Origin of the sequence: Pseudoxanthomonas sp. JBR18 (assembly GCF_028198165.1) — a bacterium.
In the GTDB taxonomy this organism is placed as follows: Bacteria; Pseudomonadota; Gammaproteobacteria; order Xanthomonadales; family Xanthomonadaceae; genus Pseudoxanthomonas_A.
The window spans coordinates 742,387-760,562 of record NZ_CP116339.1; the positions used below are offsets into that span (position 1 = coordinate 742,387).

At 69.4% G+C, this 18,176-nt stretch carries 15 protein-coding genes; 2 read left to right on the forward strand and 13 right to left on the reverse strand.

Annotated elements, in window-relative coordinates; genetic code table 11:
* Positions 1-12: 12 nt before the first annotated feature.
* The gene (locus tag PJ250_RS03500; protein WP_271647163.1) at positions 13-603 is read right to left on the reverse strand and encodes a malonic semialdehyde reductase; all 591 of its coding nucleotides are present in this window, start codon (positions 601-603) and stop codon (positions 13-15) included.
* Positions 604-792: 189 nt separating this feature from the next.
* Between PJ250_RS03500 and PJ250_RS03505 the strand changes: the two genes are divergently transcribed.
* Positions 793-1,743 carry a mitochondrial fission ELM1 family protein gene (locus tag PJ250_RS03505; protein ID WP_271647164.1) on the forward strand — a complete coding sequence of 317 codons (951 nt, stop codon included), beginning with the start codon at positions 793-795 and terminating at the stop codon, positions 1,741-1,743.
* Positions 1,744-1,768: 25 nt separating this feature from the next.
* Here PJ250_RS03505 and glnE read toward each other — a convergent pair whose 3' ends face one another.
* The 11 genes from glnE to PJ250_RS03560 all read right to left on the reverse strand — a co-directional run bounded on the left by glnE (position 1,769) and on the right by PJ250_RS03560 (position 15,672).
* Positions 1,769-4,564 (reverse strand): bifunctional [glutamate--ammonia ligase]-adenylyl-L-tyrosine phosphorylase/[glutamate--ammonia-ligase] adenylyltransferase, encoded by a 2,796-nt coding sequence (gene glnE, locus PJ250_RS03510; RefSeq protein WP_271647165.1) that lies wholly within the window; start codon positions 4,562-4,564, stop codon positions 1,769-1,771.
* 169 nt (positions 4,565-4,733) lie between these two features.
* Positions 4,734-5,402 carry a lipoyl(octanoyl) transferase LipB gene (gene lipB, locus PJ250_RS03515; protein ID WP_271648515.1) on the reverse strand — a complete coding sequence of 223 codons (669 nt, stop codon included), beginning with the start codon at positions 5,400-5,402 and terminating at the stop codon, positions 4,734-4,736.
* A gap of 35 nt (positions 5,403-5,437) precedes the next feature.
* The gene (locus tag PJ250_RS03520) at positions 5,438-5,716 is read right to left on the reverse strand and encodes a DUF493 family protein (protein WP_271647166.1); all 279 of its coding nucleotides are present in this window, start codon (positions 5,714-5,716) and stop codon (positions 5,438-5,440) included.
* 105 nt (positions 5,717-5,821) lie between these two features.
* A complete protein-coding gene (locus PJ250_RS03525) occupies positions 5,822-7,021 on the reverse strand; it encodes a D-alanyl-D-alanine carboxypeptidase family protein (RefSeq protein WP_271647167.1) in 1,200 nt (399 codons plus the stop codon).
* 83 nt (positions 7,022-7,104) lie between these two features.
* The gene (locus PJ250_RS03530) at positions 7,105-8,466 is read right to left on the reverse strand and encodes a septal ring lytic transglycosylase RlpA family protein (protein ID WP_271647168.1); all 1,362 of its coding nucleotides are present in this window, start codon (positions 8,464-8,466) and stop codon (positions 7,105-7,107) included.
* On the reverse strand, positions 8,463-9,623 hold the full coding sequence (gene mltB / locus PJ250_RS03535; protein WP_271647169.1) for a lytic murein transglycosylase B: 1,161 nt from the start codon (positions 9,621-9,623) through the stop codon (positions 8,463-8,465). The genes PJ250_RS03530 and mltB overlap by 4 nt, the downstream gene beginning before the upstream one ends.
* A gap of 109 nt (positions 9,624-9,732) precedes the next feature.
* Positions 9,733-10,848: a rod shape-determining protein RodA gene (rodA, locus tag PJ250_RS03540; RefSeq protein ID WP_271647170.1), complete on the reverse strand. Its 1,116-nt coding sequence runs from the start codon at positions 10,846-10,848 to the stop codon at positions 9,733-9,735.
* The gene (gene mrdA, locus PJ250_RS03545; protein WP_271647171.1) at positions 10,845-12,926 is read right to left on the reverse strand and encodes a penicillin-binding protein 2; all 2,082 of its coding nucleotides are present in this window, start codon (positions 12,924-12,926) and stop codon (positions 10,845-10,847) included. The genes rodA and mrdA overlap by 4 nt, the downstream gene beginning before the upstream one ends.
* Before the next feature lie 10 nt (positions 12,927-12,936).
* Positions 12,937-13,416 carry a rod shape-determining protein MreD gene (gene mreD, locus PJ250_RS03550; protein ID WP_271647172.1) on the reverse strand — a complete coding sequence of 160 codons (480 nt, stop codon included), beginning with the start codon at positions 13,414-13,416 and terminating at the stop codon, positions 12,937-12,939.
* A complete protein-coding gene (gene mreC, locus PJ250_RS03555) occupies positions 13,413-14,483 on the reverse strand; it encodes a rod shape-determining protein MreC (RefSeq protein WP_271647173.1) in 1,071 nt (356 codons plus the stop codon). The genes mreD and mreC overlap by 4 nt, the downstream gene beginning before the upstream one ends.
* Before the next feature lie 142 nt (positions 14,484-14,625).
* Positions 14,626-15,672: a rod shape-determining protein gene (locus PJ250_RS03560; RefSeq protein ID WP_271647174.1), complete on the reverse strand. Its 1,047-nt coding sequence runs from the start codon at positions 15,670-15,672 to the stop codon at positions 14,626-14,628.
* Between the two features lie 290 nt (positions 15,673-15,962).
* On the opposite strand from PJ250_RS03560, the gene PJ250_RS03565 reads away from it, so the two are divergent.
* Entirely contained in the window at positions 15,963-16,895 is a 933-nt protein-coding gene (locus tag PJ250_RS03565; RefSeq protein WP_271647175.1) for a carbohydrate kinase family protein, read from the forward strand.
* A gap of 121 nt (positions 16,896-17,016) precedes the next feature.
* Here PJ250_RS03565 and PJ250_RS03570 read toward each other — a convergent pair whose 3' ends face one another.
* Complete coding sequence (locus tag PJ250_RS03570; protein WP_271647176.1) at positions 17,017-18,138, reverse strand: OprO/OprP family phosphate-selective porin; 1,122 nt, start codon at positions 18,136-18,138, stop codon at positions 17,017-17,019.
* Positions 18,139-18,176 lie beyond the last annotated feature (38 nt).

The window sequence follows — 18,176 nt, forward strand, 5'->3', positions numbered from 1 at the left end:
CGAAGCCGTGCATCAAACGATGCGCGCGGCCTCGTCGAAGGACAGGCGCGGCAGGCGCGGGAACAGCCCCGTAGGATCGCCGTGGCCCAGGTTGATCAGAAAGTTGGACTTGATCGCGGTGCCGGCGAAAAACGCCTCGTCGACCTTGGCATTGTCGAAGCCGGACATCGGGCCGGCATCCAGGCCCAGCGCACGCGCGGCCAGGATCAGGTAGGCGCCCTGCAGCGAGCCGTTGCGGAACGCGCCTTCCACGCGCCCTTCCTGCGGGCCATCGAACCACGCCTTGGCATCGGTATGCGGGAACAGCTTGGGCAGATGCTCGTGGAAATCCAGGTCGTGGGCGACGATCACCGTCACCGGTGCGGCCAGGGTCTTGTCCACGTTGTTCTCGGCCAGGGCCGGCTTGAGCTTGGCCTTGGCTTCGGGCGATTTGACGAACACGAAGCGCGCGGGGGTGCCGTTGGCCGCGGTCGGTCCCCACTTGAGCAGGTCGTAGAGGGCGTGCAGTTCTTCGTCGGTGACCGGCTGGTCGGTGAAGGCGTTCTGGGTGCGCGCGGTGCGGAACAGTTGGTCCAGCGCGGCGGCGTCGAGGGACTGGGACATCGTGCGACTCCGAAAAGCGAAAGGGCGACCCAGCGGGCGGCGGCGCGTGGCACGCGCTTCCGCTGGATTGGGGTGCAGTGTAGGGGGCGCGCCCGTCGGCGACACCAAGGCCACTCGCAACGGATTGTTTTGAGTTGCAGAACAAATGCATCCTTACAGGCCTGACCGTTTCATGCCTTGCAGCTTTCCATGACCGCAGCGCTTACCTGGACCCTGACCGACGGCGCCGCCGGCAACGTGCGTCAGGCCGAGGCGCTGGCGCGGGCGCTGCACCGGTCGGCGCGCGCTTGCACGCTGCTCGCGCGCGCGCCCTGGAAGCAGGTGGCCCCGCGCTGGCTACCCGGAACGGGCCAGGCTTTCGGCCCCGATTTCGCCGCCGCGTTGGCGCAGCCGCCGGAGCTGGCGATCGGCTGCGGTCGACAGGCCGCGCTGGCCACCCGCCTGCTGCGCGCGCGGGGGGCGCTGGCAGTGCAGATCCTGGACCCACGCATTGCCTCGCGGCACTGGGACCTGGTGATCGCCCCCGAACACGACCGCCTGCGCGGCACCAACGTGCTCTCCCTGCTCGGTAGCCTCAACCCGGTGGACGAGGCCTGGCTGGCTTGGGCCCGGCAGGCGTTTGTCGGGCTGGGCGCCCTGCCCGGCCCGCGCATCGCCGTGCTGGTCGGCGGGCCGACGCCCCAGGCCGCCCTGACCCTGCAGGACATCGAGGCGATGCTCGCGCCGGTCGACGCCAAGGCCCGCGCCACCGGTGGGACCGTCCTGGTCACCACCTCACGCCGCACCCCGCCTGTGATCATCGACGCGCTGCGCCGTCGCTACGCCGCAGGCCCGCACCAGGTTTGGGGCGGCGAACAGGATGGGCCCAATCCCTATGCCGGACTGCTGGCCTGGGCCGATGCGATCGTGTGCACGCCCGACTCGGTCAACATGCTCTCCGAAGCCTGCGCCACCCAGGCGCCGGTGTACGTCCATGCACCGCAACGGGCGCGGGGACGGTTGGCGCGTTTCCTCGGCCAGTTGCGCGAACTGCGGCGCATCGCGCCGCTGGCGGATGGATTGCCGCCGTTCGCCGTGGTCCCGCTGCGCGAGACCGCCCGCATCGCCGCCGAGGTCCGCAGCCGACTGTCCCTGGCATGACAGCCTCTCTGCCCGCGCGCACGCGCTAGGCGGGCTCCTCCTTGCCAGCGGCGAACACCAGACCACCGGCCAGGCAGGCTTCGCGCACGGTCGCGCGGGCGGCCTCCAGCGTCGGCGTCGGACTGGTCAGGCGCGGACGCCGATCCAGCGTGCAGGCCAGGCTGGCCGCCAGCAGGGTCGCGTGCGCGTCCAGCAGGGATGACGGCACCTTCAACAAACCGGCCTCGGCCAGCGCACGGATCAGATCGCGCGTATTGTGCGGGGACAGCAGCGCCGGCGCGTGGGCGGCGTGTTCAAGCACCAGCGCCTGCAGCAGGAACTCCAGGTCGACCAGTCCGCCCGCGCCCTGCTTGAGGTCGAAGCGCGCCGGCGTGCTGCGGTCCAGCTCCGCGCGCATGCGGCCGCGCATGTGCACGACGTCTTCGCGCAGAACGGCCGGGTCGCGCGTCCGGCCCAGGGTTTCGGCGCGGATCGCCGCGAACGCCTCCAGCAGCGCCGCATCACCCGCAATCCCGCGCGCGCGCGCCAGCGCCTGGTGCTCCCAGGTCCAGGCCCGCTTGCGCTGGTAGTCGGCGTAGCTGTCCAGCGTGCTGACCAGCAGGCCCTTGGCGCCGTCCGGGCGCAGGCGCACGTCCACCGCGTACAGGCGTCCGGCGCCGGTCATCGTCTCCAGCAGGGACACCACCTTCTGCGCCAGGCGCAGGTGCCAGCGCGCGGCATCCAGGCTGCGCGGGCCTTGGGACTGCGCCCCGGCCGGCGCGCGGAACAGGAACACCAGGTCTAGGTCCGAGCCAAAGCCCATCTCCTCACCGCCCAGGCTGCCGTAGCCGAGCAGCGCGAACTCGCCCCCGGCCACCGTGCCGTGCGCCTGGGCCACCGCGGCACGCGCCATGTCCAAGATCACCGTGCAGACCGCATCGGCCAGCCACGCCAGCTGGCGTGCCGAATCCTGCGGCGGCTGGCGCGCATCCAGCGCCGCCAGCGCGATGCGAAAGCCAAAGGCCAAGCGCACCTCGTTGAGTCGGCGCAGGGCGCGCTCGGGATCGGGTTCGGCCAAGGTCGCGGTGCACGCCGCCCGCATCGCCGCCCGGTCCGGAAGCGGACCGGCGGCACGCGCATCCAGCAGTTCGTCCAGCAATAGCGGGTACTGGGCCACGCGCTCGGCCAGCCACGCGCTGCGCGCGACCACATCGACCAGCCGCGCCAATGCCGCCGGCACTTCATCCAGCAACGCCAGATAGCTGGTGCGCCGCAGGATCGACTGCAGCAGCGCCAGGCAGCGCTGCAGCGCGGCATCGGGCTGGTCGGACGCCGCGGCGGCCTGCAGCATGGCCGGCAGCACGCGGTCCAGGCGCGCGCGGGCACTGTCCGACAGCTGGGCCACGCCGGGCGCCTTGAGGAAATCCTGCAGGCGCGAAGCCGACTGCGCGGCATCGGCGAAGCCGACTTCGGCTAGCGCTTCAGGCGCCTGGTCACTGTCGAGCATGCGCTGGTAAGGCGCCAGCGCAGGGGTTTCCTGCGCGTCCTCCGGGGCCGCCATCAGCGGGGCGAACGCCGCGCTGACCACGTCGCGCTGCGCGGCAAGCGCCTCGCGCAGGGCGGTGGCGTCCGCGTATCCGAGCGAGACGGCGATGCGATGCGCGTCGGTGGGATCCTCGGGCAAGGTGTGGGTCTGCGCATCACGCAGCATCTGCAGGCGGTTCTCCAGCACTCGCAGGAAGCGATACGCCGCGCGCAGCCGCGCGGCCACCTCCGGCGCCAGGATCCTCGCCTGCACCAGCGCGTCCAGGGCCGCGCGCAGGCCGCGCCGGCGCAGGCGCGCGTCGCGCCCGCCATGCACCAGCTGCAGCGCCTGGGCCAGGAATTCGATCTCGCGGATGCCGCCAGCTCCGCGCTTGATGTCGTCGGCCAGCTCGCGCCGCGCGACCTCGGCGGTGATCATCGCCTTCATCGCACGCAGGCCCTCGAAGGCGGTGAAATCCAGGTAGCGGCGATAGACGAAGGGGCGCAGCGTCTCCAACCAGGCCTCACCGGCGGCGAGGTCGCCGGCCACCGGGCGCGCCTTGAGCCAGGCGTAGCGCTCCCAGTCGCGGCCCTCGGTCTGGAAGTAACGGTCCATTCCGGCAAAGGACAGGGCCACCCGGCCGGCGCTGCCGTAAGGCCGCAGGCGCAGGTCCACGCGATGGCAGAAGCCGTCGGCCGTGGATTGATCCAGCAGCTGCGCCAGACGCTGGCCGAGCCGCGCGAAGTATTCCTCGGCCGCCAGGGGACGGGCGCCGTCGGACTCACCGCCCCTGGCGAATCCGTAGACCAGATCCACATCGGAGGAGAAATTCAGCTCGCCGCCGCCGAGCTTGCCCAGACCGAACACCACCAGCCGCACCGCAGCGCCCTGCGCATCGCGCACCACGCCGTGACGCTGGGCGAAGTCGCTTTCAAGCGCGTCCAGCGCGGTCTGCAGGCAGGCCTCGGCCAGCCCCGTGGTGCCGGCCAGGATCTCGTCGACGTCGGCGCCTTCGACCACATCGCGCCAGACCAGCCGCGTGGATTCGGCCACGCGGAAACGGCGCAGCAACGCGGGCCACTGCGCGAGGGGGGCCTCGGTCAGGGCCGGCGGCGCGAACGGCGTGGTCGCGTCGTCCAGCAGCTCCTCCAGCAGTGGCGGCTGCCGGCACAGCGTGTCCAGCGCGAAGTCGCTGGCCAGCGTGAGTCGTTCGACCGAGGCACGCACCTGCGCATCGGCGAGTGTGGTTTCGAGTTCCGGCGCGGCGGCGATCAGACGGCGCAGCGAGGCGGCAATCAGGTCTGGCACTGGGTTCATGGGCACCAAGTGTGCCCCAGCCTACCCGTGGGAGCCGCCATGGCGGCGATGGGGCTTTACCGATTCATTGGCCTTCCAGGCCAGCAATCCCATGATGCGACATTGCAGGCAAAGCCCCGTCGCCGCCCTGGCGGCTCCCACGAGGTGGCTTATCCCAGGCCGGGTCGCGCTATGCCACGTGCGGCGCAGGCACGCCGTCCGCACGCGTCAGCGCAATGCCGAACAGCCCCGCGATCTTTTCCAGCAGCACGGACTTGACTGCCTCCATCGACGCCGGGCCGCCCAGATCGGACAGGGCGATGGTCTGCAGGCCTTCATAGCCGCAGGGATTGATGCGGTGGAACGGCTCCAGGTCCATGGCGATGTTGAAGCTCAACCCGTGGAAGGTGCAGCCGCGGCGCACACGGATGCCCAGCGCGCCGATCTTGGCGCCGGCCACGTAGACGCCCGGCGCGCCGTCCTTGCGTTCGGCGTGGATGTTCCATTCAGCGCAGGTGTCGATGATGGCCTGCTCGATGCGGCACACGTAGTCGCGCACGCCGATCTTCAGCCGCTTCAGGTCCAGCAGCGGGTAAAGCACCAACTGGCCGGGGCCGTGGTACGTCACCTGGCCGCCACGATCGACGTGGATGACCGGAATCTCGCCCGGCGCCAGCACGTGCTCGGGTCGACCGGCCTGGCCCAGGGTGAACACCGGGTCGTGCTCGACCAGCCACAGTTCGTCCGGCGTCGCCTCGTCGCGTGCATCGGTGAAGGCCTGCATCGCGCGCCACACCGGCGTGTACGGCTGGCGTCCCAGTTCACGCACGATCGCCGGCAGCGGATCGCGCGCGGCAATGACCGCGTCGCCCGCGGCCGATGGGCAGGACGCGGCTACAGCGTCCACTTCACCTCCGGGTGGTCGCGCAGGGCCGCATGGGCCGCGTCGTACTGCTCGCGCGACTGCGCCCGGAACGCGATGCGCACCGAGACGTACTTGCCGTTGGACGAATGCTTCCAGCTGACGCGCTCGCTGAGTACCTCGATGCCGGCGTCGGTCAGCAGGCGCGGAAGCTCCTGCTCCAGCGCGATACCGGCCGGGCCCATCGCGCTCAGCTCGAACGTGCCGGGAAACTGGAAGCCGTGTTCGGGATTGTCGGATGAAATCTGCATGGCGCGATTATCGGGGCGGTCGTGCGCAAACCCAAGCCGGGCGGGCGCCATGCACGAAAAAGCCGGCATCTGCCGGCTTCTTCATCACATCGTGGGGGGAGCGGATCAGACCGATTCCCACCACATCCACAGGGCATCCCACAGGCGGCGGAAGAAGCCGCCTTCCTCGACGCCCTCCACGGCCACCAGCGGGGCCTCGGCGATGGTCTTGCCGTCCAGGTTCACCTTGACCGTGCCGATCTTCTGGCCCTTCTTGATTGGCGCGACCAGCTGCTTGGGCACGTCCATCATCGGCTTGAGCTTGTCGTACTGGCCGCGCGGCACGCCCACCAGCAGCGGCGCGGCCACGCCCAGCTTCACCTCACGCTCGGCGCCCTTCCAGACCTTCTGCTGGGCGATGGCCTTGCCCGGCTCGTACAGGCGGTGGGTCTCGTAGAAGCGGAAACCCCAGTTCAGCAGGGCCAGCGAGTCGGTGGCGCGCTGCTTTTCCGACACATCGCCCATGACCACCGAGATCAGGCGCTGATCGCCGCGCTTGGCCGAATTCATGATGCAGTAGCCGGCCTGCGAGGTATGCCCGGTCTTGATGCCGTCCACGCTCGGGTCGCGCCACAGCAGCAGGTTGCGGTTCGGCTGGGTGATGCCGTTGACCGTCATTTCCTTGATCTTGTTGTAGGCGTAGGTGTCCGGGTAGTCGCGGATCAACGCGCGCCCCAGCAGCGCCATGTCGTAGGCGCTGGAGTAATGGCCCTCGGCCGCCAGGCCATGCACGTCGGCGAAGTGGCTGTCCTTCATGCCCAGGCGCTGGGCGTAGGCGTTCATCAGCTGGACGAAGGCCTCCTCGCTGCCGGCGGTGTGCTCGGCCAAGGCGATGGCCGCGTCGTTGCCCGACTGCACCACCATGCCCTTTTCCATGTCCTCCAGGCGCGCGGTCTGGTTGACCGGGAAGCCGCTGTAGCTGCCATCGGTCCCCGCGCCGCCCTCGCGCCAGGCGCGCTCGGTCATCATGACCTGATCGTCGCGGGTGATCTTGCCGGCCTTGAGCTCGGCGGCCAGCACGTAGGAGGTCATCACCTTGGTCATGCTGGCCGGGGCCAGATGCTCGTGGATGTTCGCGCCCGCCAGGACCTGGCCGCTGGCCGCATCCATGACGATCCACGCCTTGGACACCGCCGGAGCCGGCGCGTCGGGGATCTTGATCTCCGGCGGCGGCGCGGTCGCGGCTTCGGGCGGCGGCAGCGTCTGGGCGACGGCCGCGCCAACGGCGACGGTCGCCAGGGCGGCAAAGGCGAAACGGAACTTCATGAAGGACTTACCCCTGGAAAACTTGGCGGTGGAAAGGAGCACACGGTCCAGGCATGGACCGGCACGACGCGGATTGGTTCACTTCACTCGCGCACGACCTGCGGGCGCGAGAACCCCAGGCCGGCAATGCGCGCGGCCAGCGCGTCGGCCCCGGCATTGTCCTCCGCCCCGACCCGCACGCGCCACAGCTTGCGGCCGCCGGCGATCACATCGCTGATCGAGGCAGTGGCGATGCCGGCCGACACAAGCCGCGCCACCGTGCGCTCGGCATTGTCGCGGCTGGCGAAACTGGCGACCTGCAGCAGCACGGCCATGGCGGCCTGGCCGTAGGAGCCGACCGGCGCGGACTGGACCGGGATGTTCCGCGTCGGCGCGACGGCGGAAGGCTTCACGGCCTTGTCCGCCAGCGCAGGCGTGGAGGGCGCGGCAGAGGCCACCGGCGCACCGGGCTCGCCGGTGGCCACATGCACACCCTGGGCCTGCATCCAGGCCTCGAAACGGTCCGCGCCGGCCGCGGCATCGCCGCCGGCCTTTGCATTGGTGGCCACGTGGTAACGCAACGACGGGTCGCTGGGCGCCCCCTTGGTCCCCACCGGTGCGGCACGCGCGGCGTCCACCACCTGCTGTGGCGTGCGCGCCACGGCGGGCGGCAGACCGCCCACCAGCTGGTCCATCGCCGAAGGCTTGACCGGCGCGGGCTTGCCAGTGGCGATCGTGGTCGGCACCTGGCTGGCGGGCCGGACCTGGCGCCCGCGGCTGGCCAGCAGCGCCGGCAGCCGCGGATCATCGGCATGCAGGGCCTTGACCTCGACCCGGCCGGTGCCACGCGCGGTGATCCCCAGCTTGACCGCCGCCGCGTAGCTCAGGTCGATGATTCGCCCATCATGAAAGGGGCCGCGGTCGTTGATCCGCACGATCACATCGCGTCCGTTGTCCAGATTGGTCACCAGGGCGAAGCTGGGCAGTGGCAGCGTCTTGTGGGCGGCGGTGAACTGGTACATGTCGTAGACCTCGTGGTTGGAGGTCTTGCGGCCATGGAACTTCTGCCCGTAGTAGGAGGCCAGGCCCTGCTCGTCGTAGTCGGCCGACGAATCGAGCACTTCGTAGCGCTTGCCCAGCACCGTGTACGGGGATTTGTTGCCGTAGGCCGAGGGTGTCTCGTCGGCGATGGTCGGCTCGGCGATGCAGTCCACGTCGGGCACTTCGGTGGGGGTGCTGTCGGCCACGCCCGGCTTGTACAGGCCGCCGGCCACGTAGTCGCCGCGCGTGGCCGGATCTTCCTGGGCCGGGCTGTAGCGGCCATCGCAGCCTGCGGCCACGGCGGCTGGCGCCTTGCCGCCCTTGGGCACGACCACCAGCGCCTCACCCGGCCTGGCGCTCTTGCGTGGCGCGCTGCTGCACGCCGCCAGGGTCACCACCACCAGCAGGAGCAGCCAGGTCCTCATGCCGGCGGGAGCGGTTTGCCCGCAATGGCCTGGGACAGCTGCCAGACCGCCATCGCGTACATCTTGGAGTTGTTGTAGCGGGTGATGGCGTAGTAGTTGCGGAAGCCCAGCCAGTATTGCGGGCCATCGGCGGCCGACAGGGTCACCGGGGTGGCGGTCTCGCCGGCCGGTACCGGCGCCAGCGGCGTGTAGCCACGCGCGGACAGCTCGGCCAGGGTCCAGGTCGGGGTCCAGTCCAGCGGATCGAAGGCCTCGTGCCCCGGCGCAAGCCTGGCCTGCACGGCCACCGGGCCGCCGCGTTCCCAGCCGTAGGCGCCGCCCTTCTTGACGAAGTAGTTGGCCACCGAAGAGAAGATGTCGTCGTAGTCGTCGATCAGGTTGATCCGGCCATCGCCGTCGCCATCGACGCCGAAATCGCGGTAGCTGGACGGCATGAACTGGCCCATGCCCATCGCCCCGGCATAGCTGCCGCGCAGCGTGGCCAGGTCCAGGCCCTGCTCCTTGGACAGGGCGAACAGCTGCCCCAGCTCGTCGCGGAAGAAGCGCTCGCGACGTGCCTCGTACTGGGCGCGGTCCGGGTCCCCCGTGCGCGGATAGCGGAAGCCGAGCGTGTAAAGCGCATCGACGATCGGCGTCCTGCCGGTATAGCCGCCATAGCTGGTTTCAACGCCCAGGATGGCCACGATGATCTCGGCCGGCACACCGGTGCGCTCCTGCACGCGCATCAGTTCGGCGCGGTGCTTGTCCAGGAAGGCCTTGCCGCCGTCGATGCGCGCGGTGGTGATGAAGCGCGGACGGTACTCGTCCCAGCCGATGGTGCGTTCGGCCGGCTTGGACATCAGCTTGATGGTGTCCTCGCGCCACTGCGCCGCATCGAGCACCGAGGTGATCCAGGCCGGATCCAGGCCGTAGCGCGCAGCGGTGTCGCGGATGAAGTTGGCCCGGGCGACCTCGAAGGGCACCGGGGTCAGGTCCAGGGTCTCGACATCGGCCCGCCGCTCGACCTCGGTCCCGGCCGGCGGCGTCTTGCCGGGAGTGGCCGGGCCAGAGGAGGCAGGCTCGGCGGCGGTCTGCTTCGGCGGCGTGGGGGGCTTGGGCTGGGTCGCACAGGCGACCAGGCCAAGCGTGAACAGGCAGGCTAGGACACGTCGGGTCATCGGGCGGCAGGTTAGCATGCAGCGATGTGAAATGAACCCTGTCTTGTCAGTCACTTGGACCAGTTTGTTCATGTGCAACCGCGCTTTCACACGGCGCCTCGGCGACGGATCAGCGGTTCACCGGACGGTGCCAGCGCACGGCCATGACCAGCCCCAGGCCGGCCAGCAGGGAGACCGCGGAGGTCCCGCCGTAGCTCATCAGCGGCATCGGCACCCCCACCACCGGCAGCAGGCCGGAAATCATTCCGCCGTTGACCAGCACATAGACGAAGAAGGCCAGGCCCAGCGAGCCGGCCAGCACGCGCGAATACGTATCGCGCGCCTCCATCGCGATCCACAGGCAGCGCCCGACGATGACCAGGTACAGGGTCAGCACCGTGGCCACCCCGATCCAGCCGAACTCCTCGCTGAGCACCGAAAAGGCGAAGTCGGTGGTCTGCTCGGGAATGAAGTTCAGGTGCGACTGGCTGCCCATGCCCCAGCCCTTGCCGGTCAGCCCGCCCGAGCCGATGGCGATCTGGGACTGGATGATGTTCCAGCCCGCGCCCAGGGCGTCGTTCTCCGGGTTGAGGAACATCATGATGCGGTCCTTCTGGTAGGGCCGCAGCAGGAAGAACCACGCCACCGGCGCGGCGCTGGCCACGCCGGCCACGCCGATCCCCACCCACCACCACGGCAGGCCCGCCAGCAGCAGCGCGAACGCGCCCGAGGCGGCGATCAGCACGCCGGTGCCGAAGTCCGGCTGCAGCATGATCAGGCTGGTGGGAATGCCGATGATCACCGCGGCCACCAGCACCGACGGGATCTTGGGCGGCAGCGGGACGCGATGCAGGTACCAGGCGACCATCATCGGCAGGGTGATCTTCAGCAGTTCCGCCGGCTGCAGGTAGAACACCTTCAGGTCCAGCCACTGGCGCCCGTACTTGCCTGTGCCCAGGACGAACACCGCCAGCAGCGGCAGCATGGACAGTGCGTAGGTGATCGGCGTCCACGCGCGCAGGCGGGTCATCGAGACCCGCGACAGCGCCCACATCGCCCCGGCACCGATGGCGAAGCGGACCGCCTGGGCGATGACCAGATGGGTGCCGCCGGTGCTGCCGCCGGCGCTCTTGAGCACCGCCAGGCCGAAACACATCACCCCGGCCAGGGCCACGCACAACACCCAATCCAGGGTGCGCAGGAAGCGCCAGGCCAGGTCGCCCAGATAGCGCAGCAGTTCGGTCATCGTGGCCCCTGCCCGTTCGAGGCGGCCTGCGGCCTGACCGGCGCGGGCGCGGGTGCATCGGCGGCTGGCGCGGGCGCGGGACGGGGCGGCGCCGGAGATGGCGGTGCAGGCTGGACTACCTGCGGTGCCTGCGCCTGCTCCGGGTCGACATCGTCCACGCCGAGGGGCGCGTCGGCATCGGCCTGCGCGCCCTGCGCCTGGGTCGCGGCGACCTGGCTGTCGGTGGGCGTATCGTCACCTGGCATCTTGCCCAGCAGCCACGCATCGAAGATCTTGCGCGCGATCGGCGCGGCGGTACTGGTGCCGTAGCCACCGCCCTCCACCGCGATGGCCAGGGCGATGGTCGGCGCCTCGGCCGGTGCGAACCCCTCGAACAACGCGCGATGGCGCAGATGCATCGGCAGCGACCTGGGGTCGACCGCCGCCAAGCCCTTGCGGCTGACCACCTGCGCGGTGCCGGTCTTGCCGGCCATCTGGTAGGGCGCGCCATAGGTCACCGAATACCCGGTTCCGCCCGGACGCATGGTGTCCATCATGCCCTCCCGGATCCATTGCAGGTTGTCCGGATGGTCGGTGATCGGCCTGGTCGGGCCCTGCCCGACCGGCTTCCAGGGCTGGTCGAACCCCTGCCGCTCGTCCATCACCAGATGCGGGGTGCGCAGTTGCCCGTCGGCAACGCCGGAGATGGCGCGCACCAGCTGCAGCGGGGTTACCTTCCAATCGCCCTGGCCGATGGCGATGTTGACCGTATCGCCCGGATACCACGGCTCACGCCGGCTCTTCATCTTGTAGGCCGGCGACGGCACGATCCCGCCCGACTCGCCAGTCAGATCGATTCCGGTGGGCACGCCGAAGCCATACTTGCGCATGTACTTGTCGACTTCCTGGATGCCCATGTCGATGGCGAGCTTGTAGTAGTAGGTATTGACCGACTGGGCGATGGATTTGCGCAGGTCGGTCCAGCCGTGGCCGCCGCGATGCGAATCGCCCCAGCCGCGGCTCACCCCGGGCAGATAGAACATGCCGGTGGACAGGATCTTGTCCTGCGGCCTGCGTGCGCCGCTCTCCAGTCCGGCCAGCCCCAGCAGCGGCTTGATCGTCGACCCGGGCGCCACGCCGCCCAGCACTAGGCGGTTGAACTGCGGGCGCGAGGGGTTGTCGTTGAGCGCCTTGAAATCCTTGGAGGAGATGCCGTTGACGAACAGGTTGGTGTCGTAGCTGGGCAGGCTGACCATGCCCAGGATCTCGCCGGTGCGCGGATCCATGGCCACCGCCGCGCCCTCGTAGTCGCCAAAGGCCTCGGTCATGGCCTGCTGCAGGCGGATATCGATGGACAGCTTGAGGTCGGTGCCGGCCTGCGCCGGGACCCGGCCGACGACGCCCAGCGCGCGGCCCTCCACGTTGGTCTCGACCTTCTCGTAGCCGATCTTGCCGCGCAGCTGATCTTCGTAATACCGCTCCAGCCCGGTCTTGCCGATGTGGGTCAGGGCCGAATTGGCCTCGCCCAGCTGCTTGAGGTCGTCCTCATCCACCCGGCCCACGTAGCCGATGACATGCGCCAGCAGCGGACCGTAGGGGTAATGGCGGATCAGATACGGCACCACTTCCACCCCGGGAAAGCGCCAGCGGTTCACCGCCAGGGCCGCCATCTCCTCCTCGGTGAGGCGCGGCTTGAGGGTGATGCCACGAAAGCCACGGGCCACCTTGCGCTTGTCCAGGAAGTGCTGCACTTCCTCCGGATCCAGCGTCACGATCTTGCCCAGCGCATCGAGCCAGTCGGCCGGGTCGCCGGCCTGGTCGGGCACGACATCCAGGCGGAAGGCCGGAATGTTCTCGGCCACCAGCACGCCGTTGCGGTCGTAGATGCTGCCGCGCGCCGGCACCACCGGGCGCAATTTGATCCGGTTGGCCTCCGAGCGGGTCGCGTATTCGGCGTGGTCGAGCACCTGCAGCTTGAAGTACCAGGCGCCCAGGCCCGCCAGGCACAGGAACACGCCGATGAAGCCCAGCACGGCGCGGCGGCGAAACTGGTCGGCCTCCGCGTGGGGGTTTTTCATCGGTCGGCGGCGGGACATCATCGCATCGCGCTCAGGGACGCCGCCCCAGGCGCAGGCTGTCGAGCAGCACGAATGTGGGCGGCCACAGCAGCATGCCCAGCAGTGGCGCCCACCAATAGGCCCAGGGCAGCACCGGCTCGCCGATGGCCAGGTGAATCGCGCTGGCGACGATCCGATCGTTCACCAGCAGCCCGCCCATGGCCAGGGCCTGCTGGGACAGGGGGAAGAAGCGCAGGCGGGCGCGGAAGCGCTGCAGGATGAAGGCCATGATCACCAGGCGCAGCGCCTGCTCACCCAGCAGGCCGCCGAAGCCCAGGTCGGCCACCAGGCCGACGATGAATACAAACCCCAGGCCGACCCGTTCGGGTTCCTCGATCACCCAGTACGCCAGCACCAGCGCCAGCCAGTAGGGACGCAGCGGCTGCACCACCAGCGGCAGCGGCAGCAGCGCCAGCAGCAGGGCCAGCAGCACGCTGGCGGGCAACACCCAGGCGTGGCGGGTGCGGCTCATCGGGTCGGTTCCGTCGGCGCGGTGGCCGGGGGCGGGATGTCGCGTGCAGGCGCCGGCGCGGCTGGCGTCCGGCGCGCGGCCTTGCCCGGGGGCTGGCCCGCGTCAGGCGCTGGCGTCTCCGCATCCCTGGCCGGGGTCGTCTGTGTGCCTGCGTCCGCACCGCCCTTGGCCGACGGGAGCGCAGCCGGATCCGTCGGCGCGGCGTCGGCAGGCACGGGCGGCGCGGCGTCGGCGGCCTTGAGCAGCAGCACGTTGCGGCCCCGGTCCAGATGCGCGGCTGGGGTCAGCTCGCCAACCAGGAAGGTGCGGCTGTCGTCGGCATGCAGATCGATGACCTTGCCCACCGGGAATCCTGGCGGAAACCGCCCGCCCAGCCCGGAGGTCACCACCACGTCGCCGTCCTTGATGTCCGCGTTCAGCGGCACGTTCATCAGCTGCAGCTGGTCGCTGCGCCCGTTGCCGAAGGCCAGCATGCGCACGCCGTTGCGCTGGACCATCACCGGGACCGCGTGGTCCGGGTCGGTGAGCAGCAGCACCGTCGAATAGGCGGGCATCACCTGCACGATCTGACCCAACAGGCCGCCAGCGTCGATGACCGGCTGGCCGACATAGACCCCATCGTTGGCCCCGGCGTCCAGGACCAGCCGCTGGCGGGTCGGATCCAGGTCGATGTTGAGTACCGCCGCCAGCTGCACGTCCAGGCCGCGATTGCCTGCGGCGTTGAGCAGCGCGCGCAGCTGCACGTTGTCGGCCACCGCGGCGCTGAGTCGGGTCAGGCGCGCATTGGACACCAGCAACTCATCGCGCAGGCGTCGGTTCTCCGCGGTCAGCTGGGTGAGCGTGGCCGCATCGTCCTGCAGGCGCGTGCCCAGCTTGCCGGGCAGCCCGGCGACCCACCACAGCGGCTGGGCGGCCAGGCCGGCCTCACGCCGGGCCTGGTGCAGCCAGCCGCCGCGGTGGTCGAGGATGACCAGCGCCACGCCCAGCGCCAGATAGGCCAGCAGCCGCAGCGAGCTGGCGATCTCGCCAGGGCGTGGGGCAACAGGAGGGCCAGCGTAGGAAGGCACGGAAGGCGGCTAGCGAAGGGACGGAAAGGAGGCCGGACCGCAAGGCCCGGAAGCAGCCGCCAGCCCGTGTCGGCCGGGAGCCAGCGGTGGCCACGGCATGCGCGTGGCGGTCATGGCCGGCCCCGGTTGCCGGCACGGAGCGTCATTCCGGAGCGAAGAACTCGTTGCCGTGCATGTCCACCAGTTCCAGCGCACGGCCACCGCCGCGCGCCACGCAGGTCAGCGGATCGTCGGCCACCTGCACGTGCAGGCCGGTTTCCTCGGAGATCAGCTTGTCCAGGTCGCGCAGCAGGGCGCCACCGCCGGTCAGCACGATGCCGCGTTCGGCCACGTCGGCGCACAGCTCCGGCGGGGTCTGCTCCAGGGCCAGCTTGACCGCCGAGACGATGCCCGACAGCGGCTCGTGCAGCGCTTCGAGCACCTCGTTGGAGTTGATGCGGATCATCTTGGGCACGCCTTCGGCCAGGTTGCGGCCGGAGATTTCCATCTCCTCCACTTCCGGCTGGGCGTAGGCGCAGCCGATCTCCAGCTTGATGCGCTCGGCGGTGGCTTCGCCGATCAGCATGCCGTGGTTGCGGCGCACGTAATTGGTGATGGACTCGTCGAACCGGTCGCCGCCCACGCGCACCGACTGCGAGTAGACGATGCCGTTGAGCGAGATCACCGCCACCTCAGTGGTGCCGCCGCCGATGTCGATGACCATCGAACCGCGTGCCTCGGTCACCGGCAGGCCGGCGCCGATCGCCGCAGCCATCGGCTCCTCGATCAGGTAGACGTCGCGCGCGCCAGCCTCCTCGGCCGACTCCTTGATCGCGCGGCGCTCGACCTGGGTGCTGCCGGCCGGCACGCACACCAGCACCCGGGGGCTGGGACGCAGCACGCGCGACTTGTGCACCTTCTTGATGAAGTACTTGAGCATCGCCTCGGTGTAGGTGAAGTCGGCGATGACGCCGTCCTTCATCGGGCGGATGGTGGTGATGTGGCCCGGCGTGCGGCCCAGCATCTGCTTGGCCTCCGCGCCCACGGCCGCGACCGAGCGGGTGCCACCGATGGCGCGGTCCTGGCGCACGGCCACCACGGAAGGTTCGTTCAGGACGATGCCCTGGCCGCGCACGTAGATCAGGGTATTGGCCGTGCCCAGGTCGATGGACAGGTCATTGGAGAACATGCCGCGCAGCTTCTTGAACATCGGGGGCTGGGATCCTTCGAAGAGAGGCAAATACCCATCGCGCCGCTGGCGAAAAAATGGGCAAAAAAGAGGTCGGCTAGCCTAGCAATCCCCCATGCGGCATACAAGGAAAATCGCAGCGCGCAACGGGCTTCCAGCCACCTGCGCGATGCCGTGCCCGGGCCGGCCGGCTGGCCCTGTCCGGCCCCAGCCGGTAACCTTGTCGCTTCGTGCCGGCCCTGGGGCCGGTCTTCCCGACCCGCCCAGGCGACCTCGCGCGCCGGGCAACCGTGACCCCTGCCAAGGCCGCCATGTCCGCTCTGATCTGTGGTTCCCTCGCCTACGACACCATCATGGTGTTTCCGGACCAGTTCAAGAACCACATCCTGCCGGACAAGGTGCACATCCTGAATGTGTCCTTCCTGGTCCCGCGGATGCGCCGCGAGTTCGGTGGCTGCGCCGGCAACATCGCCTACAACCTGCATCTGCTGGGCGGCAAGCCGATCCCGATGGGCACGGTGGGCCAGGATTTCGGCGCCTATCGCGAGCATTTCGAGTCGCTGGGCATCGACCTGTCGCGGGTGAAGGTGATCGAGGACCTGTTCACCCCGCAGGCCTTCATCACCACCGACCACGACAACAACCAGATCACCGCCTTCCACCCAGGCGCGATGATGCGGTCCTACGAGAACCACGTGAAGGACGTGCCCGGCGTGACCCTGGGCCTGGTCGGCCCGGACGGACGCGAGGGCATGATCCAGAACGCCACCGAATTCGCCGAAGCCGGTACCCCCTTCATCTTCGACCCCGGCCAGGCCATGCCGCTGTTCAACGGGCCGGAGCTGCGCACCTTCATCGAGCAGGCCGACTACGTGGTGGTCAACGACTACGAATCCAACCTGCTGCAGGAGCGCACCGGCTGGGACGAGCAGGCCATCGTCAGCCGGGTCCAGGCCTACATCACCACCCAGGGCCCGAAGGGCGCGCTGGTGCACACCCCCGGCAAGACCTATGACGTACCGCCGGCGCACGAGCGCCGGGTGGTCGATCCCACCGGTTGCGGCGACGCGTTCCGCGCCGGGCTGATCTTCGGCATCGAGCGCGGCTGCGACTGGCTGACCATCGGCCGCATGGGCAACCTGATGGGCGCGCTGAAGGTCGAGCATCCCGGCACCCAGAACCAGCGCTTCGACTTCGACGAGTTCAACGACCAGTTCAAGCAGCAGTTCGGCTACGCGCTCTGAGCTAGCGGGTCGCAGGATCCACCCATGAAGGGCGGCCTCCTAGCCGCCTTTTCATTGCGACGAAAAGCAAAAAGGGCGGACCCCGAGGGGCCCGCCCTTTTGCTCTGTACTGGACGCGCGGTCAGAACATGACCTGGGCACGCATCTCGAAGGCATTGGGGTCCACTTCGACGCCGGCGCGGCGACTGTGTGCCTTGACGTAGTTGGCCTGCACCTTGAAGTGCTTGCCGAAGTAGTAATTGGCACCCAGCGTCCAGTCATGCTGGTAGCCACCCTCGATGCCGGCGTCGTTGAGATCCAGGTCGCTGTAGCGCGCGAGCAGTTCCACCGCGCCGGCCGGATGCGTGGGCGTCACATTGCCCAGGGTGCCGTTGTAGGCCCGCGACTCACCGGTCAGGATCCAGCTGCCGTAGACGGTGTTGCCCTGGGCGTGGAAGTCGGCATGGCCGTCGCGGGCCACGTCCTCTTCCAGATGCTCGGCCAGTACGGTGAACGGCCCGGCGATGCGGATGAACTCCAGGCCGCCGCGCTGGATGTGCGTGGTCCCCGGCAATGCTCCGCTGTCGATCAGCCGCGTGTCAGTCAGCCCGGCCTCGAGCTTGGCGCGCACGCGCGCGGAGGTGGCGTCGGGGTTCTCGACCGAATAGGCCAGGCCCAGGTGGATCACGTCGCCTGCCTCCTTGTGCGGCGTCCACGCGAAATGCCCGGCCATGGTGGTGCCATGGTTGGTGGCCTCCGGACTGCCGCCGGCAAACCCCTGGAGCTGCAGCGCATAGGTCTTGCGGGTCAGGGCCCATTCGACGCCGGTGCGACGGCCCTCGTAGATCGCCTGGGTGGCCAGCGGCGCCTCCAGCAGCGAGGTCGCGCGCGAGGACCCGACCGAGTCCAAGCCCACCGGTGTCTTGATGTAGCCCACCCGCACCGCACCGTAGTCCTTGCCGAACAGCGCCTTGGTCTGGACGCGCAGGTAGATGTCCAGCCACAGGTCCGACTGGTAGTCGTAGTAGGCCATCGCGTCCAGGACGCCATCGAGCTTGTACGTCATGCCGAATTCCTTGCGGCGCATGTCGTCGTCGTTCTCGAACCGGGCGTCGTCCCCGCTGAAGTGGTTCTGGTCGTAGGCAAAGTTGCCGGTCAGGCTCAACTGGCCGCCACCGTTGTCGAAGGTGTAGCTGGTCGGCCAGTCAGCCGCCGCGGCCGAGCCTGCGACACACAGCAGTCCGGCGGTCAAAAGTCCCCGCATCTTGCGCTCCCCAAAAGTGTTCTTGTCATTGTGAAAGA

Excerpts from the sequence above, each read along its gene's own strand:
- PJ250_RS03500 (WP_271647163.1), bottom strand. The coding sequence starts at position 603 with ATGTCCCAGTCCCTCGACGCCGCCGCGCTGGACCAACTGTTCCGCACC.
- PJ250_RS03505 (WP_271647164.1), top strand. The coding sequence starts at position 793 with ATGACCGCAGCGCTTACCTGGACCCTGACCGACGGCGCCGCCGGCAAC.
- glnE (WP_271647165.1), bottom strand. The coding sequence starts at position 4,564 with ATGAACCCAGTGCCAGACCTGATTGCCGCCTCGCTGCGCCGTCTGATC.
- PJ250_RS03520 (WP_271647166.1), bottom strand. The coding sequence starts at position 5,716 with ATGCAGATTTCATCCGACAATCCCGAACACGGCTTCCAGTTTCCCGGC.
- PJ250_RS03525 (WP_271647167.1), bottom strand. The coding sequence starts at position 7,021 with ATGAAGTTCCGTTTCGCCTTTGCCGCCCTGGCGACCGTCGCCGTTGGC.
- PJ250_RS03530 (WP_271647168.1), bottom strand. The coding sequence starts at position 8,466 with ATGAGGACCTGGCTGCTCCTGCTGGTGGTGGTGACCCTGGCGGCGTGC.
- mltB (WP_271647169.1), bottom strand. The coding sequence starts at position 9,623 with ATGACCCGACGTGTCCTAGCCTGCCTGTTCACGCTTGGCCTGGTCGCC.
- rodA (WP_271647170.1), bottom strand. The coding sequence starts at position 10,848 with ATGACCGAACTGCTGCGCTATCTGGGCGACCTGGCCTGGCGCTTCCTG.
- mrdA (WP_271647171.1), bottom strand. The coding sequence starts at position 12,926 with ATGATGTCCCGCCGCCGACCGATGAAAAACCCCCACGCGGAGGCCGAC.
- mreD (WP_271647172.1), bottom strand. The coding sequence starts at position 13,416 with ATGAGCCGCACCCGCCACGCCTGGGTGTTGCCCGCCAGCGTGCTGCTG.
- PJ250_RS03560 (WP_271647174.1), bottom strand. The coding sequence starts at position 15,672 with ATGTTCAAGAAGCTGCGCGGCATGTTCTCCAATGACCTGTCCATCGAC.
- PJ250_RS03565 (WP_271647175.1), top strand. The coding sequence starts at position 15,963 with ATGTCCGCTCTGATCTGTGGTTCCCTCGCCTACGACACCATCATGGTG.
- PJ250_RS03570 (WP_271647176.1), bottom strand. The coding sequence starts at position 18,138 with ATGCGGGGACTTTTGACCGCCGGACTGCTGTGTGTCGCAGGCTCGGCC.